General features: G+C 70.2%; 17 protein-coding genes. 11 read left to right on the top strand and 6 right to left on the bottom strand.

The window, feature by feature from the left end; genetic code table 11:
* Positions 1–26 precede the first annotated feature (26 nt).
* Positions 27–1,232: an MFS transporter gene (locus SOM19_RS15825; RefSeq protein WP_320487544.1), complete on the bottom strand. Its 1,206-nt coding sequence runs from the start codon at positions 1,230–1,232 to the stop codon at positions 27–29.
* A 397-nt stretch (positions 1,233–1,629) separates the two neighbouring features.
* Between SOM19_RS15825 and nrdH the strand changes: the two genes are divergently transcribed.
* The 6 genes from nrdH (at position 1,630) to SOM19_RS15855 (ending at position 6,824) form a co-directional block, all read left to right on the top strand.
* On the top strand, positions 1,630–1,863 hold the full coding sequence (nrdH, locus tag SOM19_RS15830) for a glutaredoxin-like protein NrdH (RefSeq protein WP_056118519.1): 234 nt from the start codon (positions 1,630–1,632) through the stop codon (positions 1,861–1,863).
* 4 nt (positions 1,864–1,867) lie between these two features.
* Positions 1,868–2,332 carry a class Ib ribonucleoside-diphosphate reductase assembly flavoprotein NrdI gene (nrdI, locus tag SOM19_RS15835; protein WP_320487545.1) on the top strand — a complete coding sequence of 155 codons (465 nt, stop codon included), beginning with the start codon at positions 1,868–1,870 and terminating at the stop codon, positions 2,330–2,332.
* A complete protein-coding gene (nrdE, locus tag SOM19_RS15840) occupies positions 2,314–4,470 on the top strand; it encodes a class 1b ribonucleoside-diphosphate reductase subunit alpha (protein ID WP_320487546.1) in 2,157 nt (718 codons plus the stop codon). The genes nrdI and nrdE overlap by 19 nt, the downstream gene beginning before the upstream one ends.
* Positions 4,471–4,501: 31 nt before the next feature.
* Entirely contained in the window at positions 4,502–5,479 is a 978-nt protein-coding gene (gene nrdF, locus SOM19_RS15845) for a class 1b ribonucleoside-diphosphate reductase subunit beta (RefSeq protein ID WP_320487547.1), read from the top strand.
* A gap of 248 nt (positions 5,480–5,727) precedes the next feature.
* A complete protein-coding gene (locus SOM19_RS15850) occupies positions 5,728–6,420 on the top strand; it encodes a collagen-like triple helix repeat-containing protein (RefSeq protein ID WP_320487548.1) in 693 nt (230 codons plus the stop codon).
* Positions 6,421–6,443: 23 nt separating this feature from the next.
* Positions 6,444–6,824 (top strand): DoxX family protein, encoded by a 381-nt coding sequence (locus SOM19_RS15855; RefSeq protein ID WP_320487549.1) that lies wholly within the window; start codon positions 6,444–6,446, stop codon positions 6,822–6,824.
* Positions 6,825–6,872: 48 nt separating this feature from the next.
* Here the strand turns inward: SOM19_RS15855 and SOM19_RS15860 are convergent, their stop codons facing one another.
* Positions 6,873–7,982, bottom strand: a complete 1,110-nt coding sequence (locus SOM19_RS15860) for a class I SAM-dependent methyltransferase (protein ID WP_320487550.1) — start codon at positions 7,980–7,982, stop codon at positions 6,873–6,875.
* Positions 7,983–8,093: 111 nt separating this feature from the next.
* Between SOM19_RS15860 and SOM19_RS15865 the strand changes: the two genes are divergently transcribed.
* Entirely contained in the window at positions 8,094–8,558 is a 465-nt protein-coding gene (locus SOM19_RS15865) for a DUF3817 domain-containing protein (protein ID WP_320487551.1), read from the top strand.
* A 24-nt stretch (positions 8,559–8,582) separates the two neighbouring features.
* Here the strand turns inward: SOM19_RS15865 and SOM19_RS15870 are convergent, their stop codons facing one another.
* Positions 8,583–9,278 carry a TetR/AcrR family transcriptional regulator gene (locus SOM19_RS15870; RefSeq protein ID WP_320487552.1) on the bottom strand — a complete coding sequence of 232 codons (696 nt, stop codon included), beginning with the start codon at positions 9,276–9,278 and terminating at the stop codon, positions 8,583–8,585.
* Between the two features lie 114 nt (positions 9,279–9,392).
* Between SOM19_RS15870 and SOM19_RS15875 the strand changes: the two genes are divergently transcribed.
* Positions 9,393–10,415, top strand: coding sequence for an NAD(P)-dependent alcohol dehydrogenase (locus tag SOM19_RS15875; protein WP_320487553.1), 1,023 nt, complete (start codon positions 9,393–9,395; stop codon positions 10,413–10,415).
* A gap of 4 nt (positions 10,416–10,419) precedes the next feature.
* Here SOM19_RS15875 and SOM19_RS15880 read toward each other — a convergent pair whose 3' ends face one another.
* Positions 10,420–13,320 carry an aminotransferase gene (locus SOM19_RS15880; RefSeq protein ID WP_320487554.1) on the bottom strand — a complete coding sequence of 967 codons (2,901 nt, stop codon included), beginning with the start codon at positions 13,318–13,320 and terminating at the stop codon, positions 10,420–10,422.
* 115 nt (positions 13,321–13,435) lie between these two features.
* Here SOM19_RS15880 and SOM19_RS15885 point away from each other — a divergent pair, with 115 nt between their 5' ends.
* The 3 genes from SOM19_RS15885 (at position 13,436) to SOM19_RS15895 (ending at position 17,738) form a co-directional block, all read left to right on the top strand.
* Positions 13,436–16,015 carry an ATP-dependent Clp protease ATP-binding subunit gene (locus SOM19_RS15885; protein ID WP_320487555.1) on the top strand — a complete coding sequence of 860 codons (2,580 nt, stop codon included), beginning with the start codon at positions 13,436–13,438 and terminating at the stop codon, positions 16,013–16,015.
* Between the two features lie 80 nt (positions 16,016–16,095).
* Entirely contained in the window at positions 16,096–16,965 is an 870-nt protein-coding gene (locus tag SOM19_RS15890; protein WP_320487556.1) for an LLM class flavin-dependent oxidoreductase, read from the top strand.
* Positions 16,962–17,738, top strand: coding sequence for an LLM class flavin-dependent oxidoreductase (locus SOM19_RS15895; RefSeq protein ID WP_320487557.1), 777 nt, complete (start codon positions 16,962–16,964; stop codon positions 17,736–17,738). The genes SOM19_RS15890 and SOM19_RS15895 overlap by 4 nt, the downstream gene beginning before the upstream one ends.
* 69 nt (positions 17,739–17,807) lie before the next feature.
* On the opposite strand, the gene SOM19_RS15900 is transcribed toward SOM19_RS15895, so the two are convergent.
* Both SOM19_RS15900 and SOM19_RS15905 read right to left on the bottom strand, forming a co-directional pair.
* Positions 17,808–19,067, bottom strand: a complete 1,260-nt coding sequence (locus SOM19_RS15900) for an endonuclease/exonuclease/phosphatase family protein (protein WP_320487558.1) — start codon at positions 19,065–19,067, stop codon at positions 17,808–17,810.
* A 180-nt stretch (positions 19,068–19,247) separates the two neighbouring features.
* Positions 19,248–19,844: a fasciclin domain-containing protein gene (locus SOM19_RS15905; protein WP_320487559.1), complete on the bottom strand. Its 597-nt coding sequence runs from the start codon at positions 19,842–19,844 to the stop codon at positions 19,248–19,250.
* Positions 19,845–19,947: the final 103 nt, after the last annotated feature.

Here is a 19,947-nt window from a genome sequence, read left to right on the forward strand (position 1 = left end):
CCCGCTATGGCCCGGCTATGCCGTTCTCAGGTGACGATGGGGACCGGCTCGGTGTCGGGGATGGGGGCGGCGTCACGGCCGCGCAGGTCGGGGAATCCCTTGGCGAACACGATGGCCACGAGCAGACCGACCGCGGCGAACACGGTCGCGGCGATGTACGCGCCGGTTGGGCCGAGGTCGTCGATCAGGAAGCCGGCGATCGCCGAGCCGGCGGCGGCGCCGATGAGCTGACCGGTGCCGACCCATCCGAATGCCTCGGCCGTGTCGCTGAACTTGACGCTCGCGGAGGTCATCGCGAACAGCACGGCCAGGGCGGGAGCGATGCCGATGCCGGCGAGCACGAGCGTGCCGCCGAGCCAGAACACGTTGAGCGAGACGATGGTGAGGGCGAGCCCGACGGTCACGATCGCCAGGCGCCGCGCCATGGCCCAGGGACCGATCGGCAGGTGCCCGAACGACAGGCCGCCCGCGAGACTCCCGACCGAGAACAGGGCGAGCACGATGCCGGCCTCGAGTCCGCCGTGGTCGAACGTGGCGACCACGCCGGCCTCGACCGCCGCGCAGGCGCCGATGAGGAGGAAGCCGACCACGGTCGCCAGCAGCACGGGAGCCTTGGTGAGCACCTTGCCGATGCTGCGGCGGCTGCGCGGGATCCGCACGCGCCCCACCTCGGGGGAGAGGATGAACCAGGATCCGCCTGCGATCAGGATGACGACGATGAGCAGCAGGGCCTGGACCGTGCCGACCTGCGTCGCGACCAGGGTGATCACGACGGGCGCGACGATCCAGATGATCTCCTGCAGCGACGCGTCGAGCGAGAACAGCGGGGTCAGCTGCTTCGAGGTGACGAGCTTCGGGTAGATGGTGCGCGCCGCGGACTGGATCGGCGGTGTCGAGAGGCCGCTGACGAAGCCGAGGGCCATGTACCCGGGGAGCGGCAGCTGAAGCAGCGCGATCGCGGTGATCGAGACGGCGCACACCGCGAGCGTGGTGGTGATGACGGGGCGCATGCCCCATCGGCCCATCCAGCGGCTGGTCACCGGCCCGGCGATCGCCTGCCCGATCGAGGCCGCGGCCAGCACGAGCCCGGCAGCGCCGTACGAGCCGGTCACGTACTCGATGTGCAGCAGGATCGCGAGGCTCGTCATACCGTTCGGGAACCGCGCGGTGAGCTGTGCGGCGATGATGCGCCCGACGCCCGGCGTGCGAAGAAGATCCCGGTAGCCCGCCACGGCTCCACGTTATCGCGGGTGGTCGCGTCCGCGAGGCGCCCGCGACAGGCAGGAGGGGACGGATGCCTCGCGACACGCCGCGACACGCCCGGATCGGCTCTCCACAGGCGGATCCGATGTCGGAGGCCCGCCGTAACGTCCGACCTGTGGAGAGTCTGGCCGGCGGCCTCCGAAAACCCCGGGATCCAGGGATTTTCCAGGTTCGGAATCAGGGTCGTCCCTGTGGATGAAACGGTGGACAACCTGTGTTGTACATGGGGAGGGCGGTGGATAATCACACCGATGTAACTACTAGCCCTTGTGGTGCTATCGAATGTCGGTACCCATATGTAGTATTGGTCTCCCGGCGGGGGGCCTGCCGGAAAGACAAGCGGATGTGAGGGAGAGACGGATCCATATGGCGATCACGGTCTACACGAAGCCCGCGTGCGTGCAGTGCACGGCGACCTACCGAGCGTTGGACTCGAAGGGTATCGAATACGAGATTCACGACCTGTCGGAGGACCCTTCGGCCCTCGAGCAGGTCAAGGCGCTGGGGTACCTCTCCGCGCCGGTCGTCATCACCGATGAAGACCACTGGTCGGGCTTCCGGCCCGACAAGATCGACGAGCTCGCGTCGCGACTCGCGTAGTGCCATGGCAACCGCGGTCGCTCAGCGAAGCGCGGTTGCCGGGCGGGCGACCGCGACACCGCTCCTCGTCTACTTCTCGAGCGTTTCGGGGAACACCGCACGCTTCATAGAGAAGCTGGGGGCGAGGGCGGTCCGGATTCCGCTGCATGCGGCGGATCCGGGTCTCGTGGTCGATGAGCCGTTCATCCTCGTCACCCCGACCTACGGCGGTGGCCAAGGTCGGGGCGAGGAGAGCGGAGCCGTTCCCAAACAGGTGATCCGGTTCCTCAACGACGAGCGCAATCGGCGCCTGATTCGCGGGGTCATCTCCGCGGGCAACACCAACTTCGGCGAGCACTTCTGTCTCGCCGGCGACATCATCAGCCGCAAGTGCAACGTGCCGCACTTGTACCGGCTAGAAGTATTCGGCACGCCTGAAGACGTGGAACGCGTGAGCGAGGGATTGGAAAGATGGCAGAAGCTGCAGTGACCGAGAAGGACTTCAAGACAGAGGTGCGCTTCGAGGGGATGGACTACCACTCCCTGAACGCGATGCTCAACCTCTACGACGCCGACGGCAAGATCCAGTTCGACGCCGACAAGCGCGCCGCCCGGGAGTACTTCCTGCAGCACGTCAACCTGAACACGGTGTTCTTCCACTCCCTCAAGGAGCGCCTGGACTACCTCGTCGAGAAGGAGTACTACGAGCCCGAGCTGCTCGCCAAGTACCCGTTCGAGTTCATCCAGAAGATCAATGACTTCGCGTACGGCAAGAAGTTCCGCTTCGAGACCTTCCTCGGCGCGTTCAAGTACTACACGAGCTACACGCTGAAGACCTTCGACGGCAAGCGGTACCTCGAGCGCTTTGAGGACCGCGTCGTGATGACCGCGCTCGCGCTCGCCGACGGCGACCAGAAGCTCGCCATGGACTTGGTCGAGGAGATCATCTCGGGCCGCTTCCAGCCCGCGACGCCGACCTTCCTCAACACCGGCAAGGCGCAGCGCGGCGAGCTCGTCTCGTGCTTCCTGCTGCGCATCGAAGACAACATGGAGTCGATCTCGCGCGGGATCAACTCGTCGCTGCAGCTCTCCAAGCGCGGCGGCGGCGTGGCCCTGCTGCTGTCGAACATCCGCGAGTCCGGCGCCCCGATCAAGCAGATCGAGAACCAGTCCAGCGGCATCATCCCCGTGATGAAGCTGCTCGAAGACAGCTTCAGCTACGCCAACCAGCTGGGTGCCCGCCAGGGCGCCGGCGCGGTGTACCTCTCGGCGCACCACCCCGACATCCTGCGCTTCCTCGACACCAAGCGCGAGAACGCCGACGAGAAGATCCGCATCAAGACGCTGTCGCTCGGCGTCGTCGTGCCCGACATCACGTTCGAGCTCGCCAAGAACGACGAGGACATGTACCTCTTCTCGCCGTACGACGTCGAGAAGGTCTACGGCGTGCCCTTCGGCGACATCTCGGTCACTGAGAAGTACCGCGAGATGGTCGACGACCCCCGCATCAAGAAGACCAAGATCAACGCGCGCGAGTTCTTCCAGACCCTCGCCGAGATCCAGTTCGAGTCGGGCTACCCGTACATCATGTTCGAGGACACGGTGAACAAGGCCAACCCGATCAAGGGCCGGATCAACATGTCCAACCTGTGCTCAGAGATCCTCCAGGTCAACACGCCGACCACGTACAACGAGGACCTCTCCTACGCCGAGATCGGCAAGGACATCTCCTGCAACCTGGGTTCGATGAACATCGCCCTGGCGATGGACGGCGGCAACCTCGGTGCCACCGTCGAGACGGCCATCCGCGCACTGAGCGCGGTCAGCGACCAGAGCCACATCGCGTCGGTCCGCTCGATCGAGGACGGGAACGACCGCTCGCACGCCATCGGCCTCGGCCAGATGAACCTGCACGGCTACCTCGCCCGCGAGCACGTGCACTACGGCTCGGAAGAGGGCCTGGACTTCACGAACATCTACTTCTACACGGTGCTGTTCCACGCGCTGCGCGCCTCGAACAACATCGCCAAGGAGCGGGGGGAGTCCTTCGATGGGTTCGCCGATTCGACGTACGCGTCGGGCACGTTCTTCGACAAGTACATCGACCGCGCCTGGGAGCCCGAGACCGAGAAGGTCAAGGAGCTGTTCGCCGGCATCCCGATCCCGACGCAGGAGGACTGGACGGCGCTGAAGGCCAGCATCCAGGAGCACGGCATCTACAACCAGAACCTGCAGGCGGTGCCGCCGACCGGCTCGATCTCGTACATCAACAACTCGACGTCGTCGATCCACCCGATCGCGTCGAAGATCGAGATCCGCAAGGAAGGCAAGCTCGGCCGCGTCTACTACCCGGCGCCGTTCATGACGAACGACAACCTGGAGTACTACCAGGACGCGTACGAGATCGGCTACGAGAAGGTCATCGACACGTACGCCGCGGCCACGCAGCACGTCGACCAGGGCCTGTCGCTCACGCTGTTCTTCAAGGACACCGCCACCACGCGCGACATCAACAAGGCGCAGATCTACGCCTGGCGCAAGGGCATCAAGACGATCTACTACATCCGCCTGCGGCAGATGGCGCTGGAGGGCACCGACATGTCCGAGTGCGTCTCCTGCATGCTCTAGCCGCGCACCCCTGATCTAGGACACCGAGAAAATGACCCCCGACAAGCTCAAGCTGCTCAGCCACGTCGAAGCGATCAACTGGAACCGCATCCAGGACGACAAGGACCTCGAGGTCTGGAACCGTCTCGTGAACAACTTCTGGCTGCCCGAGAAGGTGCCGCTGTCCAACGACATCCAGTCGTGGAACACGCTCACGCCCGACGAGCAGACCCTCACGATGCGCGTCTTCACCGGCCTGACGCTGCTCGACACCATCCAGGGCACGGTGGGCGCGGTTTCGCTCATCCCCGACGCGATCACGCCCCACGAGGAGGCGGTGTACACCAACATCGCGTTCATGGAGTCGGTGCACGCCAAGAGCTACTCGTCGATCTTCTCGACGCTCTGCTCGACGAAGGAGATCGACGAGGCGTTCCGCTGGTCCGTCGAGAACCCGAACCTTCAGAAGAAGGCTCAGATCGTCATGGAGTACTACCAGGGCGACAGCCCGCTCAAGCGCAAGGTCGCCTCGACCCTGCTCGAGAGCTTCCTGTTCTACTCGGGCTTCTACCTGCCGATGCACTGGTCGAGCCGCGCCAAGCTCACCAACACCGCCGACCTCATCCGCCTCATCATCCGCGACGAGGCCGTGCACGGCTACTACATCGGCTACAAGTTCCAGAAGGGGCTCGAGAAGGTCGACGAGGCCACGCGCAACGACATCAAGGACTACACGTTCTCGCTGCTGTACGAGCTCTACGACAACGAGGTGCAGTACACGCAGGACCTGTACGACGGCGTCGGCCTGACCGAGGACGTCAAGAAGTTCCTGCACTACAACGCCAACAAGGCCCTGATGAACCTGGGGTACGAGGCGATGTTCCCGGCATCCGTCACCGACGTGAACCCGGCCATCCTCTCGGCGCTCTCGCCGAACGCCGACGAGAACCACGACTTCTTCTCGGGGTCGGGCTCGTCGTATGTCATCGGCAAGGCCGAGGCCACGGAAGACGAGGACTGGAACTTCTGACAACCGCGTAATAACCGAGCGGGTGCGCCGTCTCATCAGTGAGACGACCCCAACCGTCTCACGCCGCCTCCTGGCCCCTCCCCAATCGGGCCCGGAGGCGGCTTCATGTCCGGACGACGGAGGCGGGGGCCGGGCGACACGCCCTGTGACGGGTGTTGCCGCTGTGTGGCCTGATCCCTACAGTGAGCCTCACGCCGCTCTGCGCTGAAACCCCGGGCGCTCTGGGGAGCGGTCGAACGGAGTCCGGCATGTCTCAAGAACCCTCGCCACCCATCACGAAGCCCTCCGCACTGCCCCCGCAGCAGCCGCCGCCGCCCGTCGGGATAACACGCGGCACCCTCGTGTGGTTCGGCCTCGCCATCGTCGCCCTGTCGTTCTTCGCCGCGTTCCTCGGATCGTGGCTCGCCCGCTCGGTGGAGACGACCGCCGCCCCGTCGCCCAGCGCGACGGTCGAGGAGGCGAGCATGGACGACTACGAGGCGGCGCTCGAGGAGATCCTCCCCGCCGGCTCCGCGGTGCGTGCGGGCTCGGGCGCGCCCGAGACGGGCAAGGGCTCCGAAGGGGACGTGTACATCGACGTCGCATCGGCCGACGTGTGGCTCTTCGAGGAGGACTGGACGCTGGTCGGCAACATCCGGGAGTCGGCGGCGGAGAATCTCACCGGCGCGACCGGCGCCCCCGGCACACCAGGCTCGACGGGAGCGACCGGGTCGCAGGGAGCGACCGGAGCCCCCGGCGCGAGCGGCGCACCGGGCGAGCCGGGCGCTCCCGGCGAGCCGGGAGCCGCCGGAACGCAGATCACCCTGGGCACGGGCGAGCCGGAGGACAGCGCGTGCGAGGGCGACGACATCTACATCGACACGTCATCGTCGGTGCTCTACCAGTGCACAGATGGTGAGTGGGCGTCGTTCGCACCGCCGGAGGAGGTCGTCGAGGAGTGACCGCCGGCGCCTAGGATGCCCACATGAGAACGTTCGCGCGGTGGCTTCTCGCCGGATCGATGATGTTCGCCGGCATCAGCCATCTGTTCTGGGCACGCCGGGAGTTCCAGGCGCAGGTCCCCGACTTCACGACCAAGGCGATGGACAAGGATGCCGTGGTCGTGGCATCCGGTGTCGTCGAGGTCATGCTCGGGGCCGCGCTTGTCGTCCTCCCTGCGTCCCGGCGTACGATCGGGGCGATCCTCGCGGCGTTCTTCGTGGCCGTCTTCCCAGGCAACATCGAGCAGTACGCCAAACGGCGTGACGGGTTCGGTCTCGACACCGACAGGAAGCGGCTGGTCCGGCTGTTCTTCCAGCCGGTGCTGGTCGCGTGGGCATTCTGGTCGACCCGCGATCCGAAGTGAGCCGGGGCGCCGGGCAGCATTGCCCGAGCAGTGTGGCCCGGGCAGCGATCAGCGCCGTGTCGAGGCGGTGACGGTGAACTTCGCGTTGCGCGCGATCTGACGCGTGGGACCCACCAATCGCTCGAGGATCGGCCGATACTGCAGCGCGGAGTTCCAGACCGTCCAGAGCCCGCCGCCCGGCCGCAGCACGCGCGCCGCATCGGCGAACAGGCGCGGGCCGACTCCTTCGCTCACAGCGGCGCCGACGTGGAAGGGCGGATTCAGCGCGATGAACGTTGCGCTCGCGTCAGGCCTCGACCGCAGCATGTCGTCGCGGGCGACGTCGATCCGATCGGCCACGCCGTTCGCCTCGGCCGTGGCTCGGGTCGACGCCACGGCGGCGGCGGACTGGTCGCACGCGTAGACACGCAGGTCCGGATGCCGCAGGGCGAGTGTCGTCGCGACGATGCCGGTGCCGCACGCCAGGTCGATCGCCGCGTCGCCGCCGGACTCGACGGGCGGCAGATGCTCGAGGAGGAACCGCGTGCCGATGTCGAGCGAGGTCCCCGCGAACGCGCCGCCGAACGCGCACACGGTGAGGCCGTCGTGCACCTGGCGTCGCGGCTCGGGGTCGCGCCCGTCGTGGGGTCCGCGCGCGATGAGCACCCGCGACTTCTGGCGGGCGTGCGTGATGTCGACCCGATCGAAGTGCGCGCCGAGCACATCGTTCATCGCCGTGGTCATGTGCTTCAGGCGTCCGCCCGCGAAGACGACGACCTCGGGTGCGGCGTGCGCGGCGATCAGGCCCGCGACGTCTCGCAGTTCGTCGAGCGAGCGCGGCAGCCGCAGCAGCACGACCCGCGCGCCGGCCACGAGCTCGGCGGTGAGTGGCAGCGAGACGAACCCGCCGGCGAGTCCGAGCCGCTCGGCGTTCGCCGCGAGCGCGAGCTCGCCGGTCAGCGCGTCCTGATGGACCCGGATGCCGCGCCCCCCGTCCGCGGCGGCACCGAGCGTCAGCGCCCCGAACCCGTCGCCGATGATCGTGAGATCGCCGTCGGAGAGCGAGGCCCGCGCAGCCGCGGACTCGTCGAGGATCAGCCGGTCGGCGGCGTCCGCGGCAGGCAGGTCGGGCCCCTCGAGATCGGGCCAGCGCCGCAGCGCGGTCAGGGAGAAGTCCACCGTCCCACGGTAGTGCGTCGCCCCGGCGGGCGGTTCGGGCCGACCACCCGCCGGTCGGGCCCCGCCCACGGGCGAACGTAGGGTGGAGGCATCCCCACCCGAAGGAGACCTGTGTTCCGCGCGCCCCTGACCCTGTTCCGCGTCCTGGCGATCGCCGAGGCCATCTCGTGGACACTGCTGATCGCGGGGCTCGTCCTCCGGGCGACGACGGACGTCGCCGTGGGCGTCACGGTGGGCGGCGGCATCCACGGGTTCGTCTTCCTCTCGTACGGCGCGACGGCGATCCTGGTCGCCAAGAACCAGCGGTGGGGGGCATGGCCGACGGTCGTGGCGATCGCGAGCGCGGTGATCCCGTACGCCACGATCCCCACCGAGGTGTGGCTGCACCGCTCCGGGCGGCTCGCGGGCGCGTGGCGGCTCACCGCCACCGACGACCCCCGGGACGGGGCCTGGCATGACCGGCTGATGCGCTGGTTCCTCAACCGCGCCTGGCTTCTCGCCGTGCTCATCGCCGTCGCGGTCGTGGCGCTGTACGCGATCCTGCTGCTCGTCGGTCCTCCCGGCGGGCGCGACTGACCGATCCGACCGTCGAGACGGTGCTCAGTGCTCTTCGGCGGCGTGCCGCCGGGCGAGGCCGTCGAGGAGGATGTCCAGACCGAACTCGAACTCGGTCTGGTCGTCGCACCAGCCGAGCGTAGATTCGGGGTCGTCGTGCACGACCTCCTGCAGCATGGCCGCCAGGTGCGGCACCATCTCCGCCATGCGCGCGAGGTCCTGGTCGCCGGGGCTCGACGACCCGTCCCCGTCGAGCGTGAGCTCCTGGCTGAACCCGTACTGGCGACTGCCGAGCGCGTGCATCGCGTGGTGGATGAGGTCGTGCGAAAGCCCCCCGGACCTCATCAGGCCGACGTTCGCGTCGATGTAGCGCGCCATCGTGGGCACCAGCGTGGAGCGTGATTCCATCACGGCCGGAACCCACGGATGCCGCAGCAGCACGCGCCGCGCGCCGAGGATGCGATCGCGCAGCGCCTGCTGCCACGTGTCGCCCGACGCCTCGGTGGAGAACCCACCGCTTTCGTCTTCGATCTCGGCGAACGTGCGCTCGAGCAGGCCGTCGAGGATCGCGTTCTTGTTGGGGAAGTGGTAGTAGAGCGACATCGCCTCGACGCCGAGCTCCTCGGCCAGGCGGCGCATCGTGAGGGAGTCGAGACCTCCGCCGTCGGCGAGCGACATCGCCGTGGCGACCACGCGTTCGCGCGTGAGCGCGGGGCGCTCGGCGACGCTGCGCTGCGGCATCCGCTCACCTCCTCGCTTCTCACCGTACAACGGCGGAGCGCACATCCAACGCTGGACAGGGCGGCGTCCGTGGCGTACCTTACGTTGTAATACTTACAGCGTAAGGGAGAAACCATGACTCAGCTCGAACCCACCCGAGCCGCTCGCCAGGCCGTGCCGAAGACGATGCGCGCCGCCGTCGCGCGACGGTTCGGGGCGCCGGAGGTCGTGGAGCTCCGCGTGGTGCCGACGCCGGTGCCTGCGCCGGGAGAGGTGCTCGTGCGGCTGAGCGCGTCGACCGTGAGCATCGCCGACCATCGCATCCGCGCCGCCGACCTGCCGCGCGGCCTCGGATTCCTGCGGATCGTGGCGCTCGGAGCATTCCGGCCGCGCAAGCCCGCGCTCGGCATGGAAGGCGCCGGGGTCGTCGCGGCGGTCGGCGACGACGTCACGGGGTTCGCGGTCGGAGACGAGGTCGTCTTCCTCCGCGGTTCGCGCATGGGCTGCCACGCAGAGTACGTCACCATGCGCGCGACGGATGCTGTCGCCCGCGCGCCGCACGGGCTCTCGCTCGAGGATGCCGCCGCCCTCCTGTTCGGCGGGTACACCGCGATCTCGTTCCTGGACCAGGTCGAGCTCGGCCCGGGGACCGAGGTGCTCGTGAACGGGGCATCCGGCGCCGTCGGGACCTCGGCCGTCCAGCTCGCGGTGCACGCCGGCGCACGCGTGACCGCCGTCACGAGCGGCCGCAATGCCGACCTCGTGCGCTCGCTCGGCGCCGCGCGCGTGATCGATTACGAGAAGGAGGACTTCGCCGCCGGCGAGCAGCGCTGGGACGTGATCGTCGAGTGCGTCGGCAACGCCCCCTTCACTCGCGTGGAGCGTGTGCTTAACCCGGGAGGGGCGCTCCTCCTCGTCATCGCGGACGGTCCGGCGATGCTGCGCGAGAAGGGCCAGTCCCGTCGGTCGGGTCGGCTCGTGACCCACACCGGCGTGACGTTCGGCGCCGCGGTCATCCAGCGGCTCGTCGCGCTCGCCGAGGCCGGCGCGGTGCGGCCGGTCGTCGACCGCACGTTCGCGCTCGACGACATCGTCGCGGCCCACCGGTACGTCGACACCGGGCGCAAGCGCGGCGCCGTCGTGGTGCGCATCCCCTGAGACGTCACCACCCGGTCGTCAGCACCAGGTCGAGCGCCTCGACGAGTGCGTCCGCGCTCTCGCGGGAGAAGCACATCGGCGGCTTGATCTTCAGGACGTTCTGGTGGTCGCCGGTGGGCTGGGCGATCACGCCTCGCTCGCGCAGCCGGGCGCAGATCGCCGCCGTCTCGGCCGTCGCCGGCTCCCAGGTGCTCCGGTCGCGCACGAACTCCGGCCCCAGGTAGAACCCGCTGCCGTGCACGGCGGCGAGGAGCGGATGCCGCTGCCCGAGCTGCTGGAGACGGTCGCGCAGGTAGCCGCCGACTTCCCGCGCGTTCTGCTGCAGCCCCTCGTCGCGGATGATGTCGAGCACGGTGAGCCCGACGACGCTCGAGACCGGGCTGCCGCCGGCCGAGGAGAAGAAGTAGCCGCCTTCGCGATAGCGCTCGGCGATCTCCCGCGTCGTGATCACCGCCCCCAGGGGATGGCCGTTGCCGATCGCCTTGGCGATCGTGACGACGTCGGGAACGACCCGCTGCTGCTCGAAGCCCCAGAACCACTCGCCCAGCCGGCCGTAGCCCACCTGCACCTCGTCGGCGACGGCGAGACCGCCCTGCGCGCGCACCGCGTCGTAGATCGCGGCGAGGTAGCCGTCGGGGAGGGGGATGCCGCCGGCGTTGCCGAACACCGTCTCGGCGACGAACGCCCCCACCGGCGTCCCCGCGGCAGCGAGGCGCTCGATCTCGGCGACCGCACCCTCGGCGTACCGCGCGGGCGCCGTGCCGCGCGGACCGTAGGGAGCGGGCACGGTGTGCACCCACTCGGGACGCGTGTCGAGCGCGGTCGGATTGTCGGCGACCGAGGTCGAGACCGCATCGGTGAGATAGGTCCACCCGTGGTAGCCCTCGCGCACCGCGAGCACGTCGCGGCGCCCCGACCACGCCTGGCCCAGGCGCAGCGCGAGGTCGACGGCTTCCGACCCGCTGTTGACGAGGAACACCGTGTCGAGCGGGTCGGGGACGAGTTCCGCCAGCCGCTCCGAGAACTCCACGACCGAGGCGTAGTGGAAGCGTGAGTTGGTGTTGAGCAGCCGCCACTGCCCGGCGACGGCGTCGACGAGGCGCGGGTGCGCGTGCCCGACGGAGGTGACGTTGTTGAGCGTGTCGAGGTACACGCGCCCCTCGGCGTCGACGAGGTGCTCGCGCCACCCCCGCACCATGATCGGCGGATCGTCGAAGTAGTGCTCCTGCACGTCGGCGAACACCGCGTCCCGGCGCGAGAGGAGGGCGGCCGCGTCGACGGAGGGGCGAGCGAGCGGATGCCCCGGCACGAGCGATCCCGGATCTGCGACGACGCTGCGCCACGCACGGGCGAGACCGGGCGTCGTGAAAGGCGGCGGGTCGATCCCCGCCTGGGCGACCTGCACCCACAGCGCCCGATCGGCCTCGCCGAGAAGCTCGCCCGGCTCGACCGCCGTGCCGGGGGAGAGAGCGGACCGCACGCCGTCGAGCCGCAGATCGACCTGGCCGGCGCGGAGCCGCACGCCGGTCTCGGTCACCTCGACGATGCCCGGCCACGGCGCGGCGACGGGCTGCGGCTCGGCGAAGCGCAGCTCGACGCCCAGGGCGACGTTGTACGGCTCGTCGGGGTCGTGCAGCCGTGAGCGCGTGAGCCGGGGCTCGCCGAACGGCGCCGCGGCGGCGCGGGCGGGGCCGAGGCATCCGCTCATCACGTCTTCCTCCGCGGAGGCCTCCAGCCACCGCCCGTCGTGCAGTGCGGGACTCGACGGGGAGAGGTCGGTGGTCGTGACGTCGGCGGCGGCGAGCCAGGGGAGCAGCAGCGACCCCGCCGGAACGGTGAGCGGAGGAGTCGCCATGCCGATCGCAGCACGCACCAGGGCGGTCGCGACGGGAAGCGGGACCGACACGGCCTGCCCGAAGATCGCCCGCTCGCTCACCAGGTTGCCCGCCGCGTACGCGTTGGCGGCATCGGTCGCGAGCACGTGGTGGGCGCTCGCGACCAGCGTGGCGCCCCGCACCACCACGAGCGGCCAGAGTACCCGCGCCTCGGCCTCGGAGAGCGGACGCACCGCGTGGTACGCCGCGACGGCGCGCATCGCCGCGGGCAGATTTATCCCGTCGTGGTGCAGCAGGGAGGAGACGGTGATCGCGAGCTCGCCGACCGCCCAGGTGCGGTTGAGGTCGCCGAGGTCGATCACGCCGTCGGGCACCCGTGTCACCGGGTCGGCGGTGACGACGTTGTCGTCGGTCAGGTCGCCGTGGATGAACTGCACGGGAAGCTCCCCGGCGATGTCCTCGACGACGGTCCACGCGGATGCCGCGGCCTCCGCCAGCCGGGCGCGCACCGCCGGATCGGCGACGAAGGGGAGGAGCTCCTCCAGCACAGCGGGTGCATGGCGCAGATCCCACTGGTGCACGCGCTCGGCGGCCGGAACGTCGAGATCGTCCAGAGCGAGGGCCACGCGGCCGGCGAGCGCGCCCAGTTCGGCGACCACTGCGGGGGAGAGGTAGCCCGACAGCGTCTCACCCTCGAGGAACTCGAGCACGCGCGCCTGCATCGTGACTCCCGCGACGACGACGGAGCAGGCCGTCGTGCCGTCCTGGGAGATCGCCCGCGGCGCGCGGGCTCCGGCACGATCGGCGATCGCGGCGGCGGCGGCGGACTGCGCCTCGAGCTCGGCGGCGGTGACGCTGGGGTTCGCGATCTTGAGAAGCAGCGGGGGAGCGCCTGCCCGCTCGAGGAGGAAGTTGCGGTCCTGGTGGCTGCCGAGCGCGCTCGCGGTCGACCGGATGCCCCACTCCTCTAGGACGATCCGCGCCGCGGTGCTCTCGTCGATCTCGGGCGGCGCGGGCTGCACCCGCGGCGACGTCGCCGCGTGGTCGTCGCCGTGCGTCGGGTCGGTCATCGCGGGCTCCTTCGTCGCTGCTGCGATGAGGCTACTCGCGTCGCCTCCCGGGAATAGGTTCCGTCCCGGTGGGTTGAACTTGATACGCATCTACTCAAGTTTCAGGAGAGACGGAATGCCCGAAGACTTCACCCCCTCTGCGGACGCCGACGACAGCGGCTCGTTCGACGAGTTCCTCGCGCGCTACCTGGCCAGGGAGCGTTCACGCGCCGAACGGTCGATCGACCTCAGCCGCTTCCTCGGCGCGCGCACCCAGGAGCTGCTCCAGCGCGCCGGCCGCTTCGCCCTCGAGCGCGGCCAGCGAGAGCTCGACGCCCTGCACGTGCTGCGCATCCTCGCCGACGAGGCGCCCGCCCGTGACGCGGTCGAGCACATCGGGGCCGACCCCACCGCGATCGTCCGCGCCGCCGAGCAGCGCCTTCCGGCGGCCTCCGCCGCGGCCGACATCGATGGCGCGGTCATCACGCCGTCGGTGCAGCGCGCGCTGTTCCACGCCTTCCAGGTCGCGCGTTCGTCCGGCTCGACCTACGTCGATCCCGAGCACCTCTTCTTCGCCCTCGTGCTCGCCCAGGACACTCCGGCCGGCCAGGTGCTGGCGCGGGCCGGTGTGACCGCCGAAGCCCTCACCCAGGGATTGCGTGACACGGTCACGTCCGGCGGCGAGCCGACGCCTGCGGACGAGACGGATGCCTCGGCATCCGCCACCCCGCTCCTCGACACGTACGGCACCGACCTGACGGCGCTCGCCGTGGCCGGCGAGCTCGATCCTGTGATCGGGCGCGCCGAGGAGATCGAGCAGACCATCGAGATCCTCAGCCGGCGCACCAAGAACAACCCGGTGCTCGTCGGCGAGGCCGGCGTCGGCAAGACCGCGATCGTCGAGGGCCTCGCGCAGGCGATCGTCGACGGCGGCGTGCCCGAGCAGCTGCTCGGCCGGCGCGTCGTGGCGCTCGACCTCCCCGCGATGCTGGCCGGCACCCGGTACCGCGGCGACTTCGAGGAGCGCCTCACGAAGACGATGGACGAGATCGCCGCGCACAAGGGCGAGCTCATCGTGTTCATCGACGAGGTGCACACGGTCGTGGGTGCCGGGGGAGCGGGCGACGGCGGCATGGACGCCGGCAACATCCTCAAGCCCCGCCTGGCGCGGGGCGACCTGCACCTCGTGGGCGCCACGACCCTCAAGGAGTACCGCGTCGTCGAGAAGGACCCGGCGCTCGAGCGCCGCTTCCAGCCGGTCAAGGTCGGCGAGCCCACGGTCGAGGACGCGGTGCTCATCCTGCGCGGTCTCCAGCCCGCGTACGAGGAGCACCACGGCATCGCGTACACGGACGCGGCGATCCGCGCGGCCGTCGAGCTCAGCGACCGCTACCTCACCGACCGGGTGCTTCCCGACAAGGCCATCGACCTGATCGACCAGGCCGGTGCGCGGCTGCGGCTCCGCCTCGGCGCGAAGGTCGACGTGAGCGACCTCATCGAGCAGCTCGCCACCCTCGAGGCCGACAAGAACGCGGCCGTCTCGGCCGAGCACTACGAAGAGGCCTCGCGCGTCCGCGATCAGATCGCCGCCGTGCAGGCGAAGCTCGACGAGGCCACCACCGCGGGCGCCGCCCGGAGCGGCGATGCCGTCGTGGGCGAGCCCGAGATCGCCGCCGTCATCAGCCGGGCCACCGGCATCCCCGTCAACCGGCTGACCGAGACCGAGCGCGAGCGACTCGCGCAGCTGGAGGACGAGCTGCACGACCGCGTCATCGGGCAGGACGACGCCGTGACCGCCGTGGCCAAGGCCGTGCGGCGCAACCGCACCGGCATGGGCGACGCCCACCGTCCGGTCGGCTCCTTCCTCTTCCTGGGCCCGACGGGCGTCGGCAAGACCGAGCTCGCCAAGGCGCTCGCCGCGAGCCTGTTCGACGAGCCGACGGCGGACTCGGGCGGCAGCGCCGTGATCCGCTTCGACATGAGCGAGTTCGGCGAGCGTCACACCGTGTCGCGGCTCGTGGGCGCCCCTCCGGGATACGTCGGCTACGACGAGGCCGGCCAGCTCACCGAGCGGGTCCGCCGCAACCCGTACTCGGTCGTGCTGTTCGACGAGATCGAGAAGGCCCACCCCGACGTCTTCAACCTGCTGCTGCAGGTGCTGGACGACGGCCGGCTCACCGACGGGCAGGGCAGAACCGTCGACTTCCGCAACACGGTCATCGTGATGACATCGAACCTGGGCTCGGAGTTCCTCGCCTCGCGAGGCGGTGCGATCGGCTTCCTCGCCGACGGCGGCGGGTCGACCGGCTTCGGCTCGGAGAAGGACCTGCGCGACCGCGTCATGGGCAAGCTGCGCGAGGCGATGCGGCCGGAGTTCCTCAACCGCATCGACGAGATCGTGCTGTTCCGCAAGCTCGACAAGCCCCAGTTGCGCGAGATCGTCGGCCTCATGCTCGCCACGTCCGAGCGGCGCCTCGCCAAGCGCGAGGTCGGGCTCGAGGTCACCGACGCCGCGATCGACTGGCTGGCCGAGCACGGCTACGAGCCGGAGTACGGCGCGCGGCCGCTGCGACGCCTGATCCAGCGCGAGGTCGACGACCTCATCGCCGACCTGTTCGTGACGGGCGCGCTCGTGGACGGCGGGACGGTGACGGTGGATGCCGCGGCCGACGGCCTGACCGTCCGCGCCGGTGCGGCGTACTCCGTCGCGGCCTGATCGCACACCGAAGGCGCCGTGGAGCGATCCACGGCGCCTTCGCCATGCGTGGTGTCGGATCCGCCTGCCAGAGTGGAGGCATGACCCGCATCGGCGCGATCTTCAACCCGTACACCCACTCGCCCGACGAGTTCCTCGCCGCGGTCCGCGACGCCGAGGCCGCCGGCGTTCCGGAGCTGTGGCTCTGGGAGGACTGCTTCCGCCAGTCCGCGTTCGCCGCCGCCGCGGCCGCGCTCGCCCGGACCGAGCGCCTGAAGATCGGCATCGGCATCGCCCCGATGCCGCTGCGCAACGTGGCGGCGACGGCGATGGAGATCGCCACGATCGAGCGCCTCTTCCCTGGCCGCCTGCTTCCGGGCGTCGGGCACGGCGTGCTGCCGTGGATGGGCCAGGTGGGCGCCCGCGTCGCCTCGCCGCTGACGCTCATGCGCGAGTACGTGCCCGCCCTGCGAGGTCTGCTCGCCGGGGATGAGCTCGACGTGGACGGCCGCTACGTCACGCTCCGCGGCGTCCGCCTCGACGCGCCGCCGGTGACACCGCCACGGGTCTACGCGGCGGCGGAGGGGCCCAAGACGCTCCGCCTGAGCGGCGAGGTCGCCGACGGCACGGTGCTCGACAGCGGCCACACCCCCGAGGAGGTCGCCGCCTCCGTCCGCGCGATCCGCGAGGCCCGGTCCGAGACCGGGCGCGACGGCGCGCACGACATCGTCGCCTACGTCATGGCGGCGTTCGGCCCGGACGCCGAGGCCCGCGCGATCGCCGATGTCGGCGAGCGGGACGATCCGCACCGCCGCGCCGTGTGGGGCGAGCCCTCCGAGGTCGCAGCCGGCACGCGGGCGTTCTTCGACGCCGGTGTCGACGAGGTCATCCTGCTGCCGGCATCGCGCGGAGACCTCGCCGCGTTCTACGCCGGCTCGGGTGAGGTCGCCCGGCTCGTCGGCGCCGCATGACCGAGCGTGCCGGCCGGCTGTCGATCGGCGTCGCGGCGGCCGTCGGCCCCGAGCTGGCGGCGCACATCGCACCACGGATCGAGGCCGCCGGGTTCCACGCGCTGTGGGTCAACGACACCCCCGGTCACGACGCACTCGAGGTGATCGCGGCTGCGGCGCGCACCACCGACCGACTGGTGGTCGCGACCGGCGTGCTGCCGGTCGACCGCCGCCGCCCCGCCGAGATCCTGGACCGCGTCCGCGACCTCGGGCTGCCCGCCGATCGGCTCGTGCTGGGCATCGGCTCGGGCGGCCGCGCGCCGGGGGCCCTCGATCGGGTGCGGAATGCCGCCGCCGCGCTGGGTGCGGGCACGACGGCCCGGGTCGTGGTCGGCGCCCTCGGCCCGAAGATGCGGCGGCTGGGGGCCGAGGCATCCGCTGGTCTTCTCCTGAGCTGGCTCACGCCGGACGCGGCCGCCGACCAGGCGGCGGAGGCGCACGCGGTCGCGCCCGAGGCGCACGTCGCGCTGTACGTCCGCGCGGCCTTCGACCCGGCCGCGACCGGGCTGCTCGAGGCCGAGACCGCCGCCTACGCCGGCTACCCCGCCTATGCGGCGAACTTCGAGCGGCTCCGCATCGACGCGGCCGACACGATCATCCGTCCCGGCGACGCGGCCGCACGGATCGCGGCGTATCGCTCGGCCGTCGACGAGGTCGTGCTGCGAGCGATCACGCCCGGCGCCACCGCGGGGGACTACATGCGGTTCATCGAAGCGGCCGCCGCAGCCCGCTGACCGCACGAGTCAGCCCCGGCGCCGCATCGCGACTCCGGGGCTGACGGAGGGAACGGCCGCATCGAACGGTCAACGACCGATGCGGGGGACCTTCACATCGACCCACACGAGCCGGTGATCACTGCTTGGGAACGGGTACACGCCGGTCAGCGACGACAGCGGATCGGCCTGCATCGGCCAGAACACACCGGAGGCCACCGGAGGCAGGGTCAGCGAGGGCAGCACGTAGTCGGCGCGGAGGTTGCCCGGCGCCGTGTCGGCGAAGTCGGCGGTGTCGTACTTCGGATCGCCGCGGTGAGTGGCGTTGGCGCCTCCCTGAAGCGCGGCGGCCTCCACCGCTCCGGCCGACGCCGGCTTCGGATCGCGGATCCAGCGGCTGCCGAGCAGCTGCTGGATCGCGGCATCCACCGAGTCGCCGTCCAGCGGATCGGCGTTCTGGTCGCCGACGATGACGAACGACGACAGCGGCCGCAACCCGCCCCGCTCGCCCTCGTCGTCGTAGATGTAACGGCCCTTGCCGGGAGTGACGTAATCCGCCCAGAAGCGGATCTCGTCGTGATTGCGCCGGCCGTTGCGGTCCTCGACGCCGTCGAAGGTGGGCGGAGTCGGGTGCGACGCCAGGATGTGCACCGTGTGCCGACCGACCCTCACCGGAACGTCCCAGTGCGACTTGCTCGACAGCCGGAAGACCTCGAGCTCCGCGGCGGAGTACCAGTCGGCGGGAGCAGCGGTCGCCGGGTCGTCGGGGAGCAGCGCGCCGGGCATGTCCTTCCACAGGAAGTGCTGGAACGTGCGCACCTCATCGCTGACGATCGGATGCTTCGACAGCACCACCATGCCGTACTGGCCCTCGTACGCGCCGAAGCCGAACGCGTCGTCGCCGCCCGCGATCACGCCGTTGTTGTTGAGGTCGAAGCCGCTCGGGACACCGGTGTTCGAGGGGGCCACGAAGGCATAGGGGTACTCGACGGCCGCCGCGCCGTTCTGGCCGACCTCGAGGTAGTTGTCTCGGAAGAGGTCGACCGCGGCGCCGAGCTCCACGTAGTCGAACTCGTTGAGGAGGACCACGTCGGGATCGGCGCGCTGGATGATCTCGGCCACCGTGCGGGCCTGGGCGTTCGTACCGGTGGACAGATCCGTGACGAGCTGTCCCGCGGCGCTGCGGTTCAGCGACAGGTTGAAGGTCGCCACGCGCAGCGGCTCCTTCTGGAAGAGGACGTCACCGCGGCCGGCAGGGGCGGCCGACGCAGGAACGGCGGCCAGCGCGCCGGCGCAGACCACACCGGCGGCGGTGACAGCGGCGATCACGCCGCGGAGTCGGGGGGACATGAGTTCTCCTCAATGAGACGGCGCCGTGCCTGGGCGCGAGCGGGGGCTCCTCCACGGTATGCGGGCATGGTGACGAACGGAAGAACGCCCGACCACGCGCTCGTATCGGATCGGCGCCATCCGCGCACACGAGTCAGCCCCGGGGTCGCATCGCGACGCCGGGGCTGATTGCGCACGTGGTCAGAGACTGGGCACCAGCACGCGGTCGATGGTGTGGATCACGCCGTTCGTGGCCTTGATGTTCACGCCGCTGAGCACGAGCTTCGGGTTGCGGAGGGTGGGGCTCTCATCGCGCAGCACGATGCCGATCGGCCGCACCACGCCGCCGTCCGCCATCGTGAGGGATCGCGTGAGGATGAGGCGCAGCGGGCTGATCGTGCGGCCCTCGACGGCGTGGTAGAGCACGATCTCGCGGATCTGGTCGATCGTGAACGCGGTGGTGATGGTCGTCAGGGCTTCGGCCTCGCTTGCCGGCGCGACGCCGGTGAGGTCGCGGACGAGCCGCAGGAACGCGCGGTCGGTGGGCGCGAACACGGTCCATGTGCCGCCCGACAGCGGCTCGGCGAGCTCGGTGGCGAGCACCGCCTGAACGAGGATGTCGTAGTCATTCGGATTGGCATCCGGGGTGCCACCGCCCGACGCCGCGACGGCGGTCTGGACGATGTTCATGGTGGGCGCCGAGCCGTGCGCCGGGCGGGGGTCCGCGGCCTGCGCCGGGGTGGCGGCTCCGATGACGAGCAGTGCCGCGGCCGCAGCCGTCGCGATGATCTTCTTCATGATCGAACTCCTTCGTTCTGTGGGAGGCTCGCCCGGCAGCCGGGCGGTCATGGAGTGATTCCGCGTGTGCGGCGGGTTTGGATGCACGACGGGCGAAACTGGG

The sequence above is a fragment of the Microbacterium sp. CFBP9034 genome (genome assembly GCF_034045255.1).
Taxonomy (GTDB): Bacteria; Actinomycetota; Actinomycetes; order Actinomycetales; family Microbacteriaceae; genus Microbacterium.

Coding starts and splice junctions, on each gene's coding strand:
- nrdH (WP_056118519.1), top strand. CDS start 1,630: ATGGCGATCACGGTCTACACGAAGCCCGCGTGCGTGCAGTGCACGGCG.
- nrdI (WP_320487545.1), top strand. CDS start 1,868: ATGGCAACCGCGGTCGCTCAGCGAAGCGCGGTTGCCGGGCGGGCGACC.
- nrdE (WP_320487546.1), top strand. CDS start 2,314: ATGGCAGAAGCTGCAGTGACCGAGAAGGACTTCAAGACAGAGGTGCGC.
- nrdF (WP_320487547.1), top strand. CDS start 4,502: ATGACCCCCGACAAGCTCAAGCTGCTCAGCCACGTCGAAGCGATCAAC.
- SOM19_RS15850 (WP_320487548.1), top strand. CDS start 5,728: ATGTCTCAAGAACCCTCGCCACCCATCACGAAGCCCTCCGCACTGCCC.
- SOM19_RS15855 (WP_320487549.1), top strand. CDS start 6,444: ATGAGAACGTTCGCGCGGTGGCTTCTCGCCGGATCGATGATGTTCGCC.
- SOM19_RS15870 (WP_320487552.1), bottom strand. CDS start 9,278: ATGCCGCAGCGCAGCGTCGCCGAGCGCCCCGCGCTCACGCGCGAACGC.
- SOM19_RS15875 (WP_320487553.1), top strand. CDS start 9,393: ATGACTCAGCTCGAACCCACCCGAGCCGCTCGCCAGGCCGTGCCGAAG.
- SOM19_RS15880 (WP_320487554.1), bottom strand. CDS start 13,320: ATGACCGACCCGACGCACGGCGACGACCACGCGGCGACGTCGCCGCGG.
- SOM19_RS15885 (WP_320487555.1), top strand. CDS start 13,436: ATGCCCGAAGACTTCACCCCCTCTGCGGACGCCGACGACAGCGGCTCG.
- SOM19_RS15890 (WP_320487556.1), top strand. CDS start 16,096: ATGACCCGCATCGGCGCGATCTTCAACCCGTACACCCACTCGCCCGAC.
- SOM19_RS15895 (WP_320487557.1), top strand. CDS start 16,962: ATGACCGAGCGTGCCGGCCGGCTGTCGATCGGCGTCGCGGCGGCCGTC.
- SOM19_RS15900 (WP_320487558.1), bottom strand. CDS start 19,067: ATGTCCCCCCGACTCCGCGGCGTGATCGCCGCTGTCACCGCCGCCGGT.
- SOM19_RS15905 (WP_320487559.1), bottom strand. CDS start 19,844: ATGAAGAAGATCATCGCGACGGCTGCGGCCGCGGCACTGCTCGTCATC.